Annotated in this window: 14 protein-coding genes and 2 tRNA genes; 9 read left to right on the top strand and 7 right to left on the bottom strand. The window is 65.3% G+C overall.

Translation table 11 applies throughout. The features are described 5' to 3' along the window. Positions 1–64: 64 nt before the first annotated feature. The 6 genes from M2334_RS11810 to aroA all read right to left on the bottom strand — a co-directional run bounded on the left by M2334_RS11810 (position 65) and on the right by aroA (position 6,261). Positions 65–1,555 carry an ABC transporter substrate-binding protein gene (locus M2334_RS11810; protein WP_264605511.1) on the bottom strand — a complete coding sequence of 497 codons (1,491 nt, stop codon included), beginning with the start codon at positions 1,553–1,555 and terminating at the stop codon, positions 65–67. 116 nt (positions 1,556–1,671) lie between these two features. Next, positions 1,672–1,758: transfer RNA gene (locus tag M2334_RS11805), tRNA-Leu, on the bottom strand. Between the two features lie 163 nt (positions 1,759–1,921). Continuing rightward, complete coding sequence (locus M2334_RS11800; protein ID WP_181559138.1) at positions 1,922–2,206, bottom strand: integration host factor subunit beta; 285 nt, start codon at positions 2,204–2,206, stop codon at positions 1,922–1,924. A 211-nt stretch (positions 2,207–2,417) separates the two neighbouring features. After that, positions 2,418–4,118 (bottom strand): 30S ribosomal protein S1, encoded by a 1,701-nt coding sequence (gene rpsA, locus M2334_RS11795; protein ID WP_181559139.1) that lies wholly within the window; start codon positions 4,116–4,118, stop codon positions 2,418–2,420. A gap of 176 nt (positions 4,119–4,294) precedes the next feature. Further along, positions 4,295–4,924: a (d)CMP kinase gene (locus M2334_RS11790; protein ID WP_264605510.1), complete on the bottom strand. Its 630-nt coding sequence runs from the start codon at positions 4,922–4,924 to the stop codon at positions 4,295–4,297. Next, complete coding sequence (gene aroA, locus M2334_RS11785; RefSeq protein ID WP_181559141.1) at positions 4,921–6,261, bottom strand: 3-phosphoshikimate 1-carboxyvinyltransferase; 1,341 nt, start codon at positions 6,259–6,261, stop codon at positions 4,921–4,923. Before aroA ends, M2334_RS11790 begins: the two co-directional genes overlap by 4 nt. 172 nt (positions 6,262–6,433) lie before the next feature. Here aroA and M2334_RS11780 point away from each other — a divergent pair, with 172 nt between their 5' ends. The 9 genes from M2334_RS11780 (at position 6,434) to M2334_RS11740 (ending at position 14,419) form a co-directional block, all read left to right on the top strand. Next, positions 6,434–6,763 carry a TIGR02300 family protein gene (locus M2334_RS11780; RefSeq protein WP_181559142.1) on the top strand — a complete coding sequence of 110 codons (330 nt, stop codon included), beginning with the start codon at positions 6,434–6,436 and terminating at the stop codon, positions 6,761–6,763. 110 nt (positions 6,764–6,873) lie between these two features. Then, positions 6,874–6,949, top strand: a tRNA-Ala gene (locus M2334_RS11775). 314 nt (positions 6,950–7,263) lie between these two features. Beyond that, positions 7,264–8,466, top strand: coding sequence for an aromatic ring-hydroxylating oxygenase subunit alpha (locus M2334_RS11770; RefSeq protein WP_181559143.1), 1,203 nt, complete (start codon positions 7,264–7,266; stop codon positions 8,464–8,466). A 144-nt stretch (positions 8,467–8,610) separates the two neighbouring features. Then, positions 8,611–9,096, top strand: a complete 486-nt coding sequence (locus M2334_RS11765) for a VOC family protein (RefSeq protein ID WP_264605509.1) — start codon at positions 8,611–8,613, stop codon at positions 9,094–9,096. A gap of 201 nt (positions 9,097–9,297) precedes the next feature. After that, on the top strand, positions 9,298–10,080 hold the full coding sequence (gene ygiD / locus M2334_RS11760) for a 4,5-DOPA dioxygenase extradiol (protein WP_264569825.1): 783 nt from the start codon (positions 9,298–9,300) through the stop codon (positions 10,078–10,080). Between the two features lie 40 nt (positions 10,081–10,120). Next, positions 10,121–11,212, top strand: a complete 1,092-nt coding sequence (locus tag M2334_RS11755; RefSeq protein ID WP_181559146.1) for an acetamidase/formamidase family protein — start codon at positions 10,121–10,123, stop codon at positions 11,210–11,212. Continuing rightward, positions 11,193–12,212 carry a helix-turn-helix domain-containing protein gene (locus M2334_RS11750; protein ID WP_264586860.1) on the top strand — a complete coding sequence of 340 codons (1,020 nt, stop codon included), beginning with the start codon at positions 11,193–11,195 and terminating at the stop codon, positions 12,210–12,212. The genes M2334_RS11755 and M2334_RS11750 overlap by 20 nt, the downstream gene beginning before the upstream one ends. Positions 12,213–12,290: 78 nt before the next feature. Then, on the top strand, positions 12,291–13,103 hold the full coding sequence (locus tag M2334_RS11745) for a TauD/TfdA dioxygenase family protein (RefSeq protein ID WP_181559148.1): 813 nt from the start codon (positions 12,291–12,293) through the stop codon (positions 13,101–13,103). Beyond that, positions 13,103–14,419 carry a serine hydrolase domain-containing protein gene (locus M2334_RS11740; protein WP_264605508.1) on the top strand — a complete coding sequence of 439 codons (1,317 nt, stop codon included), beginning with the start codon at positions 13,103–13,105 and terminating at the stop codon, positions 14,417–14,419. The genes M2334_RS11745 and M2334_RS11740 overlap by 1 nt, the downstream gene beginning before the upstream one ends. Here the strand turns inward: M2334_RS11740 and M2334_RS11735 are convergent. Next, positions 14,409–16,754 carry an acetamidase/formamidase family protein gene (locus M2334_RS11735; protein WP_264605507.1) on the bottom strand — a complete coding sequence of 782 codons (2,346 nt, stop codon included), beginning with the start codon at positions 16,752–16,754 and terminating at the stop codon, positions 14,409–14,411. The two genes, M2334_RS11740 and M2334_RS11735, sit on opposite strands and share 11 nt — an antisense overlap. Between the last annotated feature and the right edge of the window lie 84 nt (positions 16,755–16,838).

Here is a 16,838-nt window from a genome sequence, read left to right as displayed (position 1 = left end):
TTATGCGGTCTCGCCCGGGCCATTCATGTTCCTTTGCAGGCTGCCTTGCTGGCAGCGCGAAGGATTAGTTGGGGACGGTGATCAGCGCATTCAATGGATGAACCCCGCGCGAGGAGGGTTTGAAGTTGGTGAGCCGCTGACCGACGAGCGACCAGCGGATGGGACGACCGAGCGGAATGAACCCGCTGAACGCCACCGTCGCTTCCTCGGCTTCCGCCAGCAATCGAGCGCGCTCCTCGTCATTCTGGCTCTTGCGTGCCTCGGCGAGGCGGCTGGCCACGCGCGGATCGCACAGGAGCCCGGCCGAACAATCGAGGCGGGCGAGATACCAGAACGCGCTGTCAAAGGGCGCGACCTCGTCGATCAGCCGCAGATCGGCGGGTTGGTCGATAGCCACCCGATCAAGTTGCAATCCGGCCTGTCCGAAATCCTGAACCAGGCGCAGGAACAGCAGGGAGGCGCCTGATCCGTCCGGCAAGGCGATCCGCAGAACCGGCGGGTCGCCCTTGTCCGCTCGCCAGCGGTCGATGATCCGCCGGGCGGATTCGACGCGCTCCTCGCGTGAGCGGCCGGACCATGCCGGTGCGCTCGGCAGGCGGTTCAGCTCATAGGAGGCAGGCAGCGGGTAGGTGGCGGTGCGCCAGCCCGGCAAGCCCAGAACCTCGGCGAGCTTGTCCCGGTCCACAAGGCGGGCGAGCGCGTCGCGCACCGGTACGTCTGCCAAGAAGGACGAGGTGCTCGTAAAGGCGAGGCCGAACAGGCCCTCGACCGGGTCGACCTGCGCGTCGGCCATGTTGAGGCCGGCCGCGGCGATCAAGGGGAGGTGCTGGAAGCGCCCGCCCAGCACGAGATCGGTATGGCGGGCGCGGAAGCGCACCAAGGCCAGCGACGCGCGCTCGGCGCGCACTTCCCGCCGCTCGACCGGGGGCGCGGCTTCGCTCTCGGGCTCGCCCTCCGCCGGCTCCTCGCTGGCAGCTATCGCGGGCGCCAGGACGACCGGCCCGCCCTTGGCAACCGGCTCACGGCGATAGGGGCCGGTGCCGTCGCCCGAGCGGGTCATTACCGCAAGGTCCGGCTGGGCGAGCAATTGCAGGAAGGCGGGGAGGCTCATGTCGAGCCTTATTTCGATGACCCGGTCGGTCATGGCGCGGACATCGGGGGTAAGGCCCGCCAGCAGCAGCGGATTGGCGCGCATCCGCTCACGCAGCAGCCGGGCGACCTCATCGGCATGGACCGGCTTGCCGTCCGCCCAGTGCAGCCGCTTCAGGCGGAAGATGTAGCTCTGGCCGCCATCCTCGACGATCCAGCTTTCCGCCAGCGCGCCGACAATGTCGCCGCGCGCATCGAAGCTGAGCAGCCCTTGCGCTGTCGAGGCGAGGATCAGCCGGGCTGCCGGTGCATTGCCGTGGCGCAGCGGCTGGGCGAGCGCCTCGCTCTGGCCGATCACGTCCACCCGAACGGTGCGGTTGTCGCGCGGGCTGTTGCATCCCGCCGAGGCGAGTACGGCCAATGCCAGCAGGGGGCGGACCCAGGTTCGCGCGGGGCGGGTGCCCATCGCCTTTCACTCCCTGTTCGGACAAGAATCCATCGACGTTACAGGGAGGCCGTAGCCTGCCGACGCGATTCGTCCAACCATGGCTGCGCTTGAAAGGGGCGACATCGCATTCGCTATGGTGCGGACGGCGGGACTTGAACCCGCACTCTCAGATGAGAAGCAGATTTTAAGTCTGCTGCGTCTACCGATTTCGCCACGTCCGCAAGCACATGGGGATGCGCGAACGCCCATGCCATGCACGGCAGGACGGTTCCAGCCCTTATCAAGCCGGGTGAAGGACATGCTGTGCGCGGAATGACCGCAACCCGGCAGATGCGCTGCCGCATGGCCGGGCTGCCGGATCGTCAAAGGCTCAGTTGACGGTGCTCAGTCGCCGGCATTCAGGCGAATGCGCATTTCCTTGCCTGGCTTGAAGTGCGGCACGCGCTTGGGCGGCACCACCACCGAATCGCCGGTGCGGGGATTGCGCCCCGTGCGGCCGTCCCGTGCGCGGGTGGTGAAGGCGCCGAATCCACGCAGTTCTACCCGGCCCCCTTCGGCCAGGCGCGCGGTAATCGAGTCGAAAACGATATCCACGATGCGATCGACTTCCTGCCCGCTGAGGTCAGGGTGAAGAAGCGCAAGCTTTTGAACGAGCTGAGAACGAATCATCTCTGCTACTTTCCGAAAAGGCCGAAGCCGTCCCCCATAATCCGGAAGTGCCCCGAGTCCCCCTTCGTTGCGTTTTCCGTGACTCGCGCGATGCGCCAACATCGTCGAGCAATCAAGGAAAATCCCCGCAGCAGGCCGTAAACGGAGCGGGCCGGCCGATTGCTCGACCGGCCCGCTGCCGCAATTATTAGAGGGTGGGAAAACCCGGCGATCAGTTCTTCGCCTTGAGCGCCTCACCCAGAATGTCGCCCAGCGACGCGCCGCTGTCGGACGAACCGTACTGCGCGACAGCCTGCTTCTCTTCGGCGATCTGGAGCGCCTTGACCGAGAAGTTCGGCTTCTTGGAGCGATCGAAACCGATCACCAGCGCGTCGAACTTCTGCCCGACCTGGAAGCGCTCGGGGCGCTGCTCGTCGCGGTCGCGGCCAAGGTCGCTGCGCTTGATGAAGCCGGTGACGCCGTCGTCGCCAGCCTGAACCTCCAGGCCGCCGTCGCGGACTTCCAGAACGGTCACGGTCACGGTCTCGTTCTTGTTGAGGCCGGTGCCACGCACCGCGCCAGCGGCAGGCGCGCCCTTTTCGAGCTGCTTCATGCCGAGGCTGATGCGCTCCTTCTCGACGTCCACGTCAAGCACGATGGCCTGAACGGTCTCGCCCTTGCGATGCAGGTTGAGCGCGTCCTCGCCGGAGATGCCCCACGCGATGTCGGACATGTGGACCATGCCGTCGACGTCGCCGTCCAGGCCGATGAACAGGCCGAACTCGGTGGCGTTCTTGACTTCGCCCTCGACCTGGCTGCCGACCGGGTGACGCTCGGCAAAGCTCTCCCAGGGGTTGGACTGGGCCTGCTTGAGGCCAAGGCTGATGCGACGCTTCTCGGCATCGACCTCGAGCACCAGAACTTCCACTTCCTGGCTCGTCGAAACGATCTTGCCGGGGTGGACGTTCTTCTTGGTCCAGGACATTTCCGAAACGTGGACCAGACCCTCGATGCCGGGCTCCAGCTCGACGAACGCACCATATTCGGTGATGTTCGTGACGCGGCCGGAGAGCTTGGCGCCGATCGGGTACTTGGCCGATGCGCCTTCCCACGGATCGCTCTCGAGCTGCTTCATGCCGAGGCTGATGCGCTGCGTGTCACGGTTGATGCGGATGATCTGCACCTTCACCGTGTCGCCGATGTTGATCATCTCGCTCGGGTGGTTGATCCGCTTGTAGCTGAGGTCGGTGACGTGCAGCAGGCCGTCAATGCCGCCCAGATCAACGAACGCACCGTAATCGGTGATGTTCTTGACCACCCCCTCGATGATCTGGCCTTCGCTCAGCGTCTGGATGAGGCCGCTGCGCTGCTCGGCGCGGGTCTCTTCCAGGATCGCCCGACGCGACACGACGATGTTGCCACGACGACGATCCATCTTGAGGATCTGGAAGGGCTGCGGAATGTCCATGAGCGGGGTGACGTCGCGCACGGGGCGGATGTCGACCTGGCTGCCGGGAAGGAAGGCCACGGCGCCGTCGAGATCGACGGTGAAGCCGCCCTTGACGCGGCCGAAGATGACACCCTCAACGCGGGCGCTCTCGGCGAATTCGGATTCCAGCTTGTCCCACGCGGCTTCGCGGCGGGCGCGGTCGCGCGAGAGCATGGCCTCGCCATTGCTGTTCTCGACACGGTCGACATAGACTTCGACTTCGTCGCCAACCTTCAGATCGGCCTTCTGGCCGGGCATGGCGAACTCGCGCAGCGGCACGCGGCCTTCGCTCTTGAGGCCCACGTCGATGACGGCGAGGTCGTTTTCGATGCCGGTGACGGTGCCCTTGACCACGCGGCCTTCGAAGCCGCCGTCTGCACCACCAAGAGATTCATTGAGAAGCGCGGCAAAATCATCGCGCGTCGGGTTTGCCTGAGAGGCCATGTAAGAGTTCCTTCAAGTCGTTGCTGGCCAACCGGTTGTCTCCGGTGGTCTTTGGCCAAACTGCCCGAACGACCTCATGCCGGCCGGGCATTCACCAGGCGGCGCGAAGGCGATCACTCGTGCTTTGGGAAAAGCAAAAGGGCGCCTCGCAACGCGAAGCGCCTCATCCAAGCCGTCTAATGGCGACTCTTCAGGCGAGCGTCCACCAGCGCGATCGCATGCTGAACGGCGGCGTCTATACTCAAATTGCTTGTATCCAGCAAGTCCGCATCTTGGGCCTGCTTCAGGGGCGCATCGGCGCGCTGCATGTCACGCGCGTCGCGCTCGGCGAGGTCGGCGGAGAGGGCTTCCAGCGCGACGGGATGGCCATGGGCGGAGAGTTCCGCATGGCGGCGCAGCGCGCGCACCGCAAGGCTGGCGGTGACGAACAATTTGGCGTCGGCATCCGGCGCGATTACGGTACCGATATCCCGCCCGTCGAGCACCGCGCCGCCCGGCTGTGCGGCGAAGGCACGCTGCCGCTCCAGCAGCGCCGCGCGCACCTGCGGGTGACGAGAGACGCGGCTGGCGAGGGGGCCGGCTTCCTCCGACCGCAGCGCCGGATCGGCGAGCAGGCTGTCCGGAAAAGCGCAGGCCGCTGCGGCATCGGCCGGATTGTCGGCGTCCCCGCCCTGCCGCGTGACTGTCATACCAACGGCGCGATACAGCAGGCCCGTGTCGAGATGGGGCAGGCCATAATGCCGGGCCAGCGCCCGCGCGATTGTGCCTTTGCCGGAGGCAGCGGGACCATCGACGGCAATGATCATGCCGCGCCCTTGAGCGTGGCCAGCATGTCGGTGAAGCCGGGAAAGCTCGTTGCGACCGGGCTCATATCGTCGATGATGAGGCCGCCGCGCGTGTGATGACCGGCGACCGCGAAGCTCATCGCGATGCGGTGATCGAGATCGGCACCGATCGTCGGCGGTTCATTGCCGCCGTCCAGCGGCTCGCCACCGCGTCCGTGGATGATGAGGCCGTCGGGTGTCTCCTCTACCGACACGCCGAGGCGGGCGAGGCCCTGCGCCATCAGGGCGAGTCGGTCCGATTCCTTCACCCGCAGCTCATCCAGCCCGGTGGTGCGGGTGGTGCCCTGTGCGCAGGCTGCCGCGACGAAGAAGATCGGGAATTCATCGATCATGCTCGGCGCGACCTCGGGTGGCACGTCGATGCCTGTGAGCGTGCTGTGGCGCGCGACGATATCCGCGACCGGCTCGCCACCGACTTCCCGCTGGTTGGTCAGCGTCAGGTCCGCGCCCATCGCCTGCAACATGGCGAACAGGCCGGTGCGGGTGGGGTTCATGCCGACATTGGTGACGGTGATGTCCGACCCCGGCGTGATCAGCGCCGCGACCACGGGGAAGGCGGCGGAGGAGGGGTCGCCCGGCACCACCAGCGTCTGTGGCTTGAGTTCGGCCTCACCGGTCAGCGAGATGATCCGCGTGCCGTCTGCTTCGATCCCCACGACCAGGTCCACCCCGAAGCCGCGTAGCATCCGCTCACTATGATCGCGTGTTGGCACCGGCTCGATGACGCGGGTGATGCCGGGCGTGTTGAGGCCGGCGAGCAGTACGGCCGACTTCACCTGGGCCGATGCAACCGGCAACCGGTACTCGATCGGCACCGCCGGGGCGATGCCGCGCATGGTGAGCGGCAGGCGGCCGCCCGGCGAGGTCATGAACTCGGCGCCCATCAGCCCGAGCGGTGTGGTGACCCGGCCCATCGGGCGCTTGCTCAGCGAGGCATCGCCTACGAAGGTCGCGGTGAGATCATGGCTCGCCAGCAGGCCCATCAGCAGGCGCGTCGAGGTGCCGCTATTGCCCATGTCGAGCGCGGTCGCGGGCTGCGTCAGGCTGCCGACGCCGACGCCATGAATGCGCCACACGCCATCCTCGCCGCGCGTGATCTGCGCGCCGAGCGCCCGCATCGCCGCCGCCGTTGCCAGCACGTCCTCGCCTTCCAGCAGGCCGGAGACGCAGCTCTCGCCCACCGCCAGCGCGGACAACATCAGGGATCGGTGGGAAATGCTCTTGTCGCCGGGCACGGTCACCGTGCCGCGCAGCGGAGCGCCAGGCTCGAAGAGCATGTTGCGCGCAATGTCAGTCATGAAAATCAGGTCCGAAAAATGGCCGTCGCTGCGCGGAGCAGGAGGGCGGGCAATAAAAATGGCGAACTGCTTTTGACAGTGCCCGCCCGCTATGGCAAGGCGCCCCACACTTCGCGGCAGGCCTGCCTGTCCGCGCACTTGGCTATTACTCTCTGGAAGGATGAGGCGGCACATGGTGAAGCCTGAATGGGGATCGAAGCGGACCTGCCCCAAATGCGCAACGCGCTTCTATGATCTGGGCAAGGACGAGCCCGTGACATGCATCGAATGCGGCAATGTCTGGACGCCCGAGCCCGTGCTCAAGTCCAAGCAGCCGCTGCCCTTCGAGGAAGCGCCGCAGAAGGTCGCGGCCGGCGCGGATACGGAAAGCACGGCGGACGATGATCTGGACATCGACATCGACGTCGATGAGGCCGAAGGCTCGCCCGACAACGACGTCGATCTCGGCGGCGATGACGATCTCGGCGTCGATGCCGGCGACGATAACGACGAAGAAAACTGAGCGCGCAGGAAAGATTGCGCGCCATAAAAAATGGACTTGCAGCGAGGCAGAGCCTGACCTAAAGGCAGCGCCTCGCCGCGACGGACCCACCCGTCGCCGCTGCAATGATCGGGGCCGTAGCTCAGCTGGGAGAGCGCTACACTGGCAGTGTAGAGGTCAGGGGTTCGATCCCCCTCGGCTCCACCATTTCCCCTTATCGCAGACAGGTTAAGCGCTATAGAGCGTGCCCCGTCGTGAATGCGCGGCGTCGGGCCAGCGCCGCGTCCGGAATGCACCCCAACCTCTCTTATTGACGGCGCCGGCCAACCCGCGCAGCTTCGCGCCACCCGGTCCACCCTGCCTCTCTCGACAAAAAGTTGGTCGCCCGGCGCAAAGCCAGTCGGGGCGGCGGTTGGTACACATCTTCTCAGCCTGGGGTGCTTCGCGCTGCATGGCGGTTCTGGCCGAGGGTCGGGACTGAACGCGCGGCGCGGCGTGGTCGCCAATTGCGAGGATGTGACATGACTCTTCTGACCGACAAGTTCTTCGACAGCTTTGCCTCCTCGGTGAAGCCCACGGACGAGGCGGAGACGCTGCCGCCGGAGATCTACACGAGTCAGGAGTTCTACGACTTCGAGAAGGACGCGCTGTTCTATCGCGAGTGGCTCTGCGTCGGGCGGGACGAGTGGATCGCGGAGGTCGGGGATTTCTTCACGACCAGCCACGCCAATGAGCCGATCATCATCTCGCGCGGGCGGGACGGGGAGATCAAGGCGATGTCCGCCGTGTGCCAGCACCGCGCCATGCTGGTGGCGGAAGGCAAGGGCAATACGCGCGGTTTCACCTGCCCCTATCACCACTGGTCCTATGATCTGGACGGCAAGCTGGTCGGCGCGCCGGCGATGGGCCGCACCTGCAATTTCGACAAGGCGCAGTATAATCTGCCCAAGCTCAAGGTGGAGCTGTGGCACGGCTTCATCTTCGTCAATTTCGATTCCGAAGCGGAATCGCTGGCATCGCGCATGGGGCCGATCGAGCCGGTGGTGGCGAATTACGAGTTTGCCAGCCTGCGCGGCCCCGAGCCGCTGTCCCACGAATATCCGTGGAACTGGAAGGTCCAGTTCGAGAATAACAATGATGGTTATCATGCCAGCCGGCTTCACCAGGGGCTGCACGATTTCGTCCCGAGTTCGCTGGCGAGCTTCCCCGAAGTGCCGCGCGAGACGGCGGGCTATTATCGCCTCAACGGGTCCACGCACCCCAATGCGAGCTTCAACCCCACCGAGAAGGCGCTGCTGCCGGTCTTCCCCAAGCTGACGGAGGAGGAGCAGAGCCGGCTGCTGTTCGTGAACCTGCCGCCGACGCTGTCGCTGGTCGTGCTCAACGATGTGGTGATCTACCTCATCATGGATGCGCGTTCGCCGACCACGCACGGCCTGACCTTCGGCAGCCTCTATCATCCCAGCGCCTTCGAGGACCCGGAGTTCGAGGAAAAGCGCCGGATCAATGACGAGCACACGGCGGATATCGTCGCGCAGGATCTGCACGTCGATCTGCTGGTGCAGCAGGGGCTCTCGTCCCGCTTCGCCCCGCGCGGGCGCTATAGCTGGCAGGAAGATGCGCAGCGCCAGCTCAATGTGTGGCTGGTGGACCGCTACCAGCAGGAGTGGGACCGTCGTCGCGGCCCCTCGGCGCCGGTCACGCGGTTGCACGCAACCTCCTGATCTCGCCGGCGGCGGGGCAGGGCCTCGCCGCGACGGGCTGAGGCCCGAAATCAAAACATTGTTCGTAGGAGACACAGCTTCGCGTCCGCCGCGCTGCCTAACTGGCGCGGCGGCCGAAAGGCTTGTGTCCAGTCAGAGGTGATGATGACCAATTCGCTTATTTTCTTCGATATTCCCGCCGACGATCCCAATGCTGCCGGCGAATTCTACGCGCAGGTCTTCGGCTGGGAGAATGATCCCCGCCCGATGGGCGTCTATCACCGCATGGTGCCGGGCGGCTTCTTCAAGAAGAAGGACGGGACGGACAGCGAGATCGGCAATCTCCATATGGGCATCGCCAAGGTCGACAATATGCGCCCGCATCCCGACCCGGCAGGCGTCGCGCCGCGCCATATCGCCAGCGATGGCCGCAAGCCGCGCATCTGGGTGTTGATCAGCGACGATGATTCGGCGGATCGAATCCTGGCGACGGCGCAGGAGCTGGGCGCGACCCTGCTGTGGCGCGACCATTATTGGGCCGAGTTCAACGGCTATAACCACTGCTTCGTCGACCCGTGGGGCAATGAGATCCTGCTGTGGGGCAAGGCGGGCGAGAATCCGCAGTTTCCCGAGACGTTCACCAAGGAATGAGGGGTGCGTGCGGCCCGCTTGGCGGGTTGGCGGAACAACATGTTGTGCGCCAATCTGCAAGACCGGGCCGCGACCCTTCCCATAGCCTCCAGTCATCCAATGCAACGGCCCGAGCGGCAAGCATGAGGCAAAAGCGACCATGAGCCTACAAGTTCAACCCTGTCTGTCCGCAAGGTGCGCCTGCGCAGCGGGAGCCGGACAATGAGCCGCCTGCCGCTGATCTTCTTCGGCCATGGCAGCCCCATGGTGGCGCTCGAGCAGAGCAGCACCACGCAGGCCTGGCAGGGCATCGCACAGAGCATCGGCAAGCCCAAGGCGATCCTGTGCATCTCGGCGCACTGGCTGACACGCGGCACGGCCGTGACGGCGATGGCGCAACCCCGCACGATCCACGATTTCGGGGCTTTTCCGCAGGCCCTGTTCGACATGCAATATCCCGCGCCCGGCGATCCCGCCCTGGCGCGGCGTGTGGCCGAACTGCTCGATCCCGTGCCGGTCCATATGGATGCCAATTGGGGCCTGGATCATGGCACCTGGACGGTGCTCGTCCACGCTTATCCCGAGGCCGATATTCCTGTCGTGCAGCTGGGCATGGACGTGAATGCCACGCCCGAGCAGCACTGGAAGATCGGCCAGATGCTCCGCCCGCTGCGCGACGAGGGCGTGCTCATCATGGGCACCGGCAACATCGTCCACAATCTGCCGGCGATGGACTGGAACAACCCGGATGCCGAGCCCTATCCGTGGGCCGACCGGTTCAACAGCACGATGCTGGACGCCGTGGTCGCGGATCGCCCGCAGACGGTCATCGATTTCGCGGCGCTGGGCGACGATGCCCGCCTGTCGGTGCCGACGCCCGACCATTTCTGGCCGCTGCTCTATGTGCTGGGTGCGCGTCATCCGGGTGAGGAAGCGCAGCTGCACCCCAATTTCATCCATCACAAGTCGCTCGGCATGACGAGCATCCTCATCGGGGCTTCCTGAGCCTCCACAAACCCAACACTGACTGACGAGCAGGGGAATTATGGCGCTGATCTGCAATCATGGAATGCGACGGAGCGAAACGCAGCCCGGAGCGCTGCACTATTTGCGGGCGACGCCTGAGACCGTGCACTGGGGCTTCTTCTCACCGGAACTGAAACCGGCGCTGACCGTCAAGAGCGGCGATCTCATCCAGGCGCAGGCGGTGACGCACCACGCTGGCGACGATCCCGAGCTGATGTTCGACGAGCACATCCAGCGCATCTTTACCGAGGTCGATCCCAGCACGCGCGCACCGGGCTGTCACATCATGACCGGGCCGATCTATGTCGAGGGCGCAGAGCCCGGCGACATGCTGGAGGTGCGCTATTTCCAGATGACGCCGCGCTTCAACTACGGCTCCAATCTGCAGGCGAACTGGGGGCATCTCTACAAGGAGTTCGGCGAGACCGAGCGGGTGACGATCTACGAGCTGGACCCGAACGCCAACACCGCCACCGCGCTTTACGCCTATGATGTCGAGGGCGTTTATACGACGCCCGGCCGCATCACCAATTGCCCGCATTGCGACCGGCAACCGGCGCTGCCCGGCGTAACCATTCCTGCCCGCCCGCATCTCGGCACCGCCGGCGTCGCGCCTGCGGTCGATGCGCCGGTCAGCACCATCCCGCCGGGCCTGCATGGCGGCAATATCGATAACTGGCGGATCGGCGCCAATGCCCGCATGTATTATCCCGTGCAGGTGAAGGGCGGGCTGTTCTCCATCGGCGATCCGCATGTCAGCCAGGGCGATGGCGAGATCAGCGGCACCGCCATCGAAGCTTCGCTCGACGTGCTGTTCCAGATCATCCTGCGCAAGGATTTCAAGTTCCCATCGCCGCTGCTGGAGACGCCCAATCACTGGATCGTCCACGGCTTTGGCGACGATCTCGATGCGGCGATGAAGAATGCCGCGATGGACATGATCGAACTGCTCTCCGAACATCAGGGCCTGTCGCGGACGGACGCCTATTCGCTGATGAGCGTCGGCGCCGACTTTGGCGTGACGCAGGTTGTCGATGGCACGCAGGGCATCCATGTGCGGATCGACCGTGGCATGTTCCCGAACAAGGGCAGTGTCCGCGATCCCCGCTGATCCGGCCCGGCCGGGGGAGGCAGTCTCCAGTCCGGACGCCTGGTCCTTCGACGTCGCGTCGCTGCCGGCGGCGGAGCGCGCCCCGGCATGGGCCGCCGCCATGCAGCGCCTGCAGATGCCGTTTCCGAACACGGCAGAGGCAGGCGGGTCGGTGCTCGCCATCACCTCGCCGATGGGCTTCGAATTCGCGGTGGTGACGGGCGGCGCCCTCACCATCGCGGGCCGCACGCCGGGGGCCGCACCGGGCCTGTGGCTGGGTCTGCTCATCGATGGCGAGGCCTCGCTGGAGACGCATGAAGGCGTGATGCCGCTCACCGGCGACTGCCTCATCTACGGCGCGACGGGCGTGGATGCTGCGTTGCGGTTCAAGACGCAGTTTCGCCAGTTCTTCGTGCGCATCCCCAGCGTCGCGATCGATGCGCGGATGCTGGCGCCGCTGGCGCGGCGCATCGGCGTTATTCAGCCGGACAGCATGGTGGCTCACGCGCTGCTGATGCTGCTGCGCAGCGCTGCCGACTCGCTCTCGGAAGGCCGGGCGCGCGAATTCGCGCCGCTTGAGACTGCGCTGATCGAATTGCTCGTGCCAGTGATCGCCCATGCCGGCGGCGTGGAGGCCAAAGGTGGTGCCGCCGCGCACCGCGCCCGGCAATTCGAGAGGATCTGCCGCACGATCGAAACCAATCTGACCGACGCGGACCTCTCGGTGCAGTCCGTTGCGCGCAGCGAGGGCGTGTCGGTGCGCTATATCCAGCAGCTCTTTGCGCGCTCAGGGCAGACGGTGACCGGCTATGTGAAAGGGCGGCGCCTTGAGCGCGCGCGGGCCGATCTGGTCAATCCGCTCCATGCGCAATTGAGCATTTCCGAGATCGCCTTCCGCTGGGGCTTCAACCAGTCGGCGCATTTCAGCCGGGCCTATCGCGAGCGCTTCGAGGAGGCGCCCCGCCAGACCCGCGCCAATGCGCGGCAGGCGCTGCCGGACAATCGAGCTTTCGCGGGCTGACAAGACGTGTGTGCGCCGCTGGCGCATGATCGCGCAGCCCACATGCCAAGGGTTACGTTCCAGTCGAGGTTGTTCGCCATGTCCTATGATGTTCTTGATATCCGCCCCGTCACCCGGCGGATCGGTGCCGAAGTGTTCGGGGTCGATCTGAACGCCCCGCTCGGCAACAAGGTCGTCAGCGAACTGCATGATGCCCTGATGGAACATCAGGTGCTGTTCTTCCGCGACCAGAATCTGGAGCACGACAATCACAAGCGCCTGGGCCGCTATTTCGGCGAGCTGGCGCTGCACAGCGGTGTGTCCGGCCTTGCCGAGCATCCCGAGATCGTGGCGATCCATGCGGACGCGAACAGCAAGTTCATCGCCGGCGAGGACTGGCATTCGGACCTGAGTGAAGATGCCGAACCGCCAATGGGCAGCATCCTCTACATGCACACCGTGCCACCCACGGGCGGCGATACGCTGTGGTCGAGCATGTATGCCGCCTACGACGCGCTGTCGCCGGCCATGCAGGCCTTTCTGGAACCGCTGACGGCGGTCCACGATTCCAACCACATCTATCGCGAGCTGTTCCCGGATGTGGACAAGGTCTACCCGCGCAACACCCACCCTGTCGTCCGCACCCACCCGGTGACCAAGCGCAAATGCCTGTTCATCAGCAAGTCGAAGACGATCAAGATCAACGGCCTCTCGGCCGAGGAAGGAGATGCGGTGCTGCGCTTCCTCACCGAGCATGTTAAGAACCCGAATTTCCAGGTCCGCTTCCGCTGGCAGCCGCATTCGGTCGCCTTCTGGGACAATCGCTGCACTCAGCATTTCGCGACCTGGGATTATTTCCCGGAAACACGCTCGGGCTATCGGGTGACGATCGCAGGCGACCGGCCGTACTGATGCGGGCCGCCGCCCGACTGGCGGCTGGTGCGCTGGCCTGTCTCTGGCTGACGGCCACGCCGCTCGCGGCCAGGGCCGGTGCTACAGCAGAGGCCGTCGCGCCGACCGATGCACTGGCCGCCCTGCGTGCGGGGCTGCAAGCCATGGTCGAGGCGCGAGAGCTGCCCAATGCGCAAGCCGTGATCGTCAAGGATGGGCGGGAGCGGCTTCGCGTTTCGATCGGTAAGCTGGACCTCGAAGCCGACCGCACACTGCCCGCCGATGCGATCTTCCGGCTCTATTCGATGACCAAGCCGATCACGAGCGTCGCGGTGATGATGCTGGTGGAAGAAGGCAAGATCGCCATCGATGCGCCGCTCAGCCGCTACATGCCGGAATTCGCCGATCTGCGGGTCTACAAGAGCGGCAGCCTCGATGCGATGGTGACCGAGCCGCTGAACCACCCGGTGACCATTGGCGATCTGCTCACCCATAGCAGCGGGGTAACTTACAATTTCACCGGCAATGGCCCGGTGCAGCAATATTATCGCCGCCATGGGGTGATGCGCGCTGGCGGGGTCGGGCAGAATGCTGATGATGCGTCGCCAGCGAGAACGATGGACGAGCTGATCGCGCGCCTCGCCAAGGCCCCGCTGCTGCATCAGCCCGGCGCGCGCTTCTCTTATGGCAATTCCACCGGCATTCTGGGCGCGCTGATCGAGCGGGTGACGGGGCAGGGCCTCGATGCGTTCTTGCAAGCCCGCATTTTCGATCCGCTCGAGATGACGGACACGCGCTTCGTGGTGGACGATGCGCGCGCCACACGGCTCGTCACCAATTATGCGGCGGTGGACGGCGGCCTGCAGGCTATCGAGCCGGCGGCGACGTCCGAATATCGCGACCCCGCCCGGCCGTTCGACGGCGGCGGGGCGCTAGCCGGCACGCTGCATGATTATCTGAACTTCGCGCAGATGCTGGCCAATCGGGGGACTTGGCAGGGCAAGCGCCTGCTGCGGCCCGAGACAGTGGACCAGATGTTCCAGCCCCGGCTGGAGACTGGCGGGCAGCCGCACGAGAATGTCCTGTTCGGCTATGGCCTGGGCCTCGGCGATGCGGTCAGCGAGCAGCGCGGCGGGATGCCGGCCGGCGCCGGCGGCTGGTCGGGGTCCGCAAACAGCTATTTCTTCGTCCATCCCGGCCGAAATCTGGTCGCCATCGTCATGACCAATGTGCTGGTCGGCCCGGCCTTCGTGGATCGCACGATCAGATTGCGGGGCCTCGTCGATCAGGCAGCGCAGGCCGTGCTTGCCGAGCGGGAGCCAGCGATCAGGCGGTAAATAGTTCCTTGCGAATGATCGCGTGGACGCCCCAATTGCCGTTGGCGACCTGCGAGATGCCGAAATCCACCCCGACCGAGAGAAGCGAGATGGTTTCGTCTTCCGAGAGATCCTTGGTGGTCATCAGGAACCGCCGCGCCTTGCGGAACGCGTCGCGCATGGCGGCATCGATGGATGCGCGCTTGTAGACTTCGCTCTGCGCATCCTCGCCCAGTTCCTTCAGATAATCGGGATGACTGAAGCCCATGATGACCCATTCGGTCTCGGTTTCGATCATGGGGTAATCGAGGTCGCGCAGCTTGCCGGTCAGTTCGCCGGCGGGGTGGCGGATCACCTGAATGAGCGCGGTCATCGAGCATTCGATGGCAGTGCCGCATAGTTCGGAATCGCCCTGCGAGGCATGCGGGTCGCCGAGCGAGAGCAGTCCGCCGGAGACCTGAACGGGGAGGAACACGCTCGATCCGGGGCCGGTCCGCCAATTGTCCATATTGCCGCCAAAGGCGCTGGGCGGGATGGTATCGACCGGCTCGGCCTGGGCCGGCGCCAGCGCGATCACGCCGAAATGGGGGCGGATTGGGATTTCGACATTCTGCAGGATGTCATAATTGCGCTCGATCGTCTCGGGATCGACCGGCACGCCCGGATAATCATAACGCTCGTGGACGGTGCCCGAAGGGTCGGTCTGCGGCGTCCAGTGGTAGGAATAGACCGCGTGGGCGGTCGGTCGCCGTTCGCCGCCCGACTCTACCTCATAGATGGTGATGACTTCGCGGTTTTTCGGCTCGGTGAGCAAATCGTTATAGTGGAAGCCCCAGAAGGTCGCGGCATTGCTGCCGAAGGACTTGCCCTGAAAACGGGGATTGCCGCTGCGGCGCGGCTCCAGGCTGAGGATGCGCACCTCGATGATGTCGCCCGCCTCCGCGCCCTGAATGGCGATCGGCCCGGTGCAGATGTGCACGCCAAAGCCCTCGCCGGGGCCGCGTCCGAACTCGCTGGCACTCATCGGGCCAGCGCCGCGCCGCTCGATAGCCCGGCCTGTCTCGTCCCAGCGATAGACGCTCTCCGCGCCATGATCGCCCTCGACCATGCGCTCGGGATCGTCATTGGCGTGGTGGGTCAGTGTCTCCACCGTCACGAAGTCGCCTGAGCGCACCATCAGCGCCGGTTTGATCGCCGAGCTGAAATAGCCCCAATGGACCGTGCGCGGGCTGACCGGCAGATGATGATGCCGCACCGTGCCTTCATCGCCAATCGCCGGGATGACATTGGCCTCGACGCCGTCTGCGTCCGCCTCGCCGATCTCCAACTCCTCGACCGGCGCGACGGCGGCTTCGTCGCTGACCGCCCGCTTGGCGGTCGAACGGCCGCGCCGCAGCGTGTCGGGGCCATGATCGGCCTCGTCCACGGCCGGCATCTTGCGATAGTCGCGCGGGGAAATGCCATATTGCTCGCGGAAGGCGCGGCTGAACGAGGCGGAATCGTTGAAACCCCATTGGAACAGGATGTCCGAGATCGATTTCTGAACATGAAGCGGGCTGCGCAGGTCGAGCCGGCAGCGCTCCAGCCGCCGCACCTTCACATAATGGCCAAAGCTGTCGTCGATCGATTCAAAAAGCTTCTGCAGATAGCGCGGGGAAATGCCATGTTCGGCCGCGACCTGCTGGTAATTCAGATTGGGGTCCGAGAGGCGCATCTCGATGGTCTGGAAGATCCGCTCCAGCAGCGCGGCGCGCATCCCCGCCGCGCCACCGAGCGCGCGGGCGGGCGCATCGTTGAGCAGGCTGGCCAGCAGAAACTCGGGGAGGGCCAGTTCGACGGGGCGCAGTTCCTCGTCCGTCACGTCATTGCCCATGTCCGCCAGCGAGCGCAGCACGGTCGAGAGCAGGCGGGCAGGGCCACTGTCGGCGGAAAGGTGCCGGGGCTTTTCGGGTAGCAGGGCCTTGAGGCGCTGATCGAGCGCGCGCGGCGGAATCTTGAGCAGCAGCACGCGGTGATCGCCGGTGAACTGCAGCGACATCGGCATTTCGCTGCGCGCGCAGACCATGTGACCATCATCGAGGGTGAAGCTGGTGGTGGCGTTGCGCGCCACGCTTGGCGCATCGAGCGTCACGGCCAGCCAGAAGCAGCCCGGCTCATCGCGAAAATCAACGGTATATTCCTGAGCGGTCGCCAGCAGGCGCACAAACACGATGCCGTTGCTGCTGGTGAACTGGATAAGCTCGCCGTAGAGCGTAGCCTCGTCGGCCGCTTCCAGCGTGATCGAAACGCGCTTGAGCGCAAAGCTCCATGCGCTGAGTCGCTGCTCCTTGGGGTAGGCATTTGTAGTCGAGCGCAACGGCGGTTCTCTATGTTTTGGTGCGCCTCTCCCGGGTCTTTATGCCCGCCAAGATGCGCGCCTGAGAGAGCCCGGTCAATCCAT

The organism is Sphingobium sp. B11D3D (genome assembly GCF_025961755.1).
In the GTDB taxonomy this organism is placed as follows: domain Bacteria; phylum Pseudomonadota; class Alphaproteobacteria; order Sphingomonadales; family Sphingomonadaceae; genus Sphingobium.
This window is presented reverse-complemented; position numbering and strand designations above follow the sequence as displayed.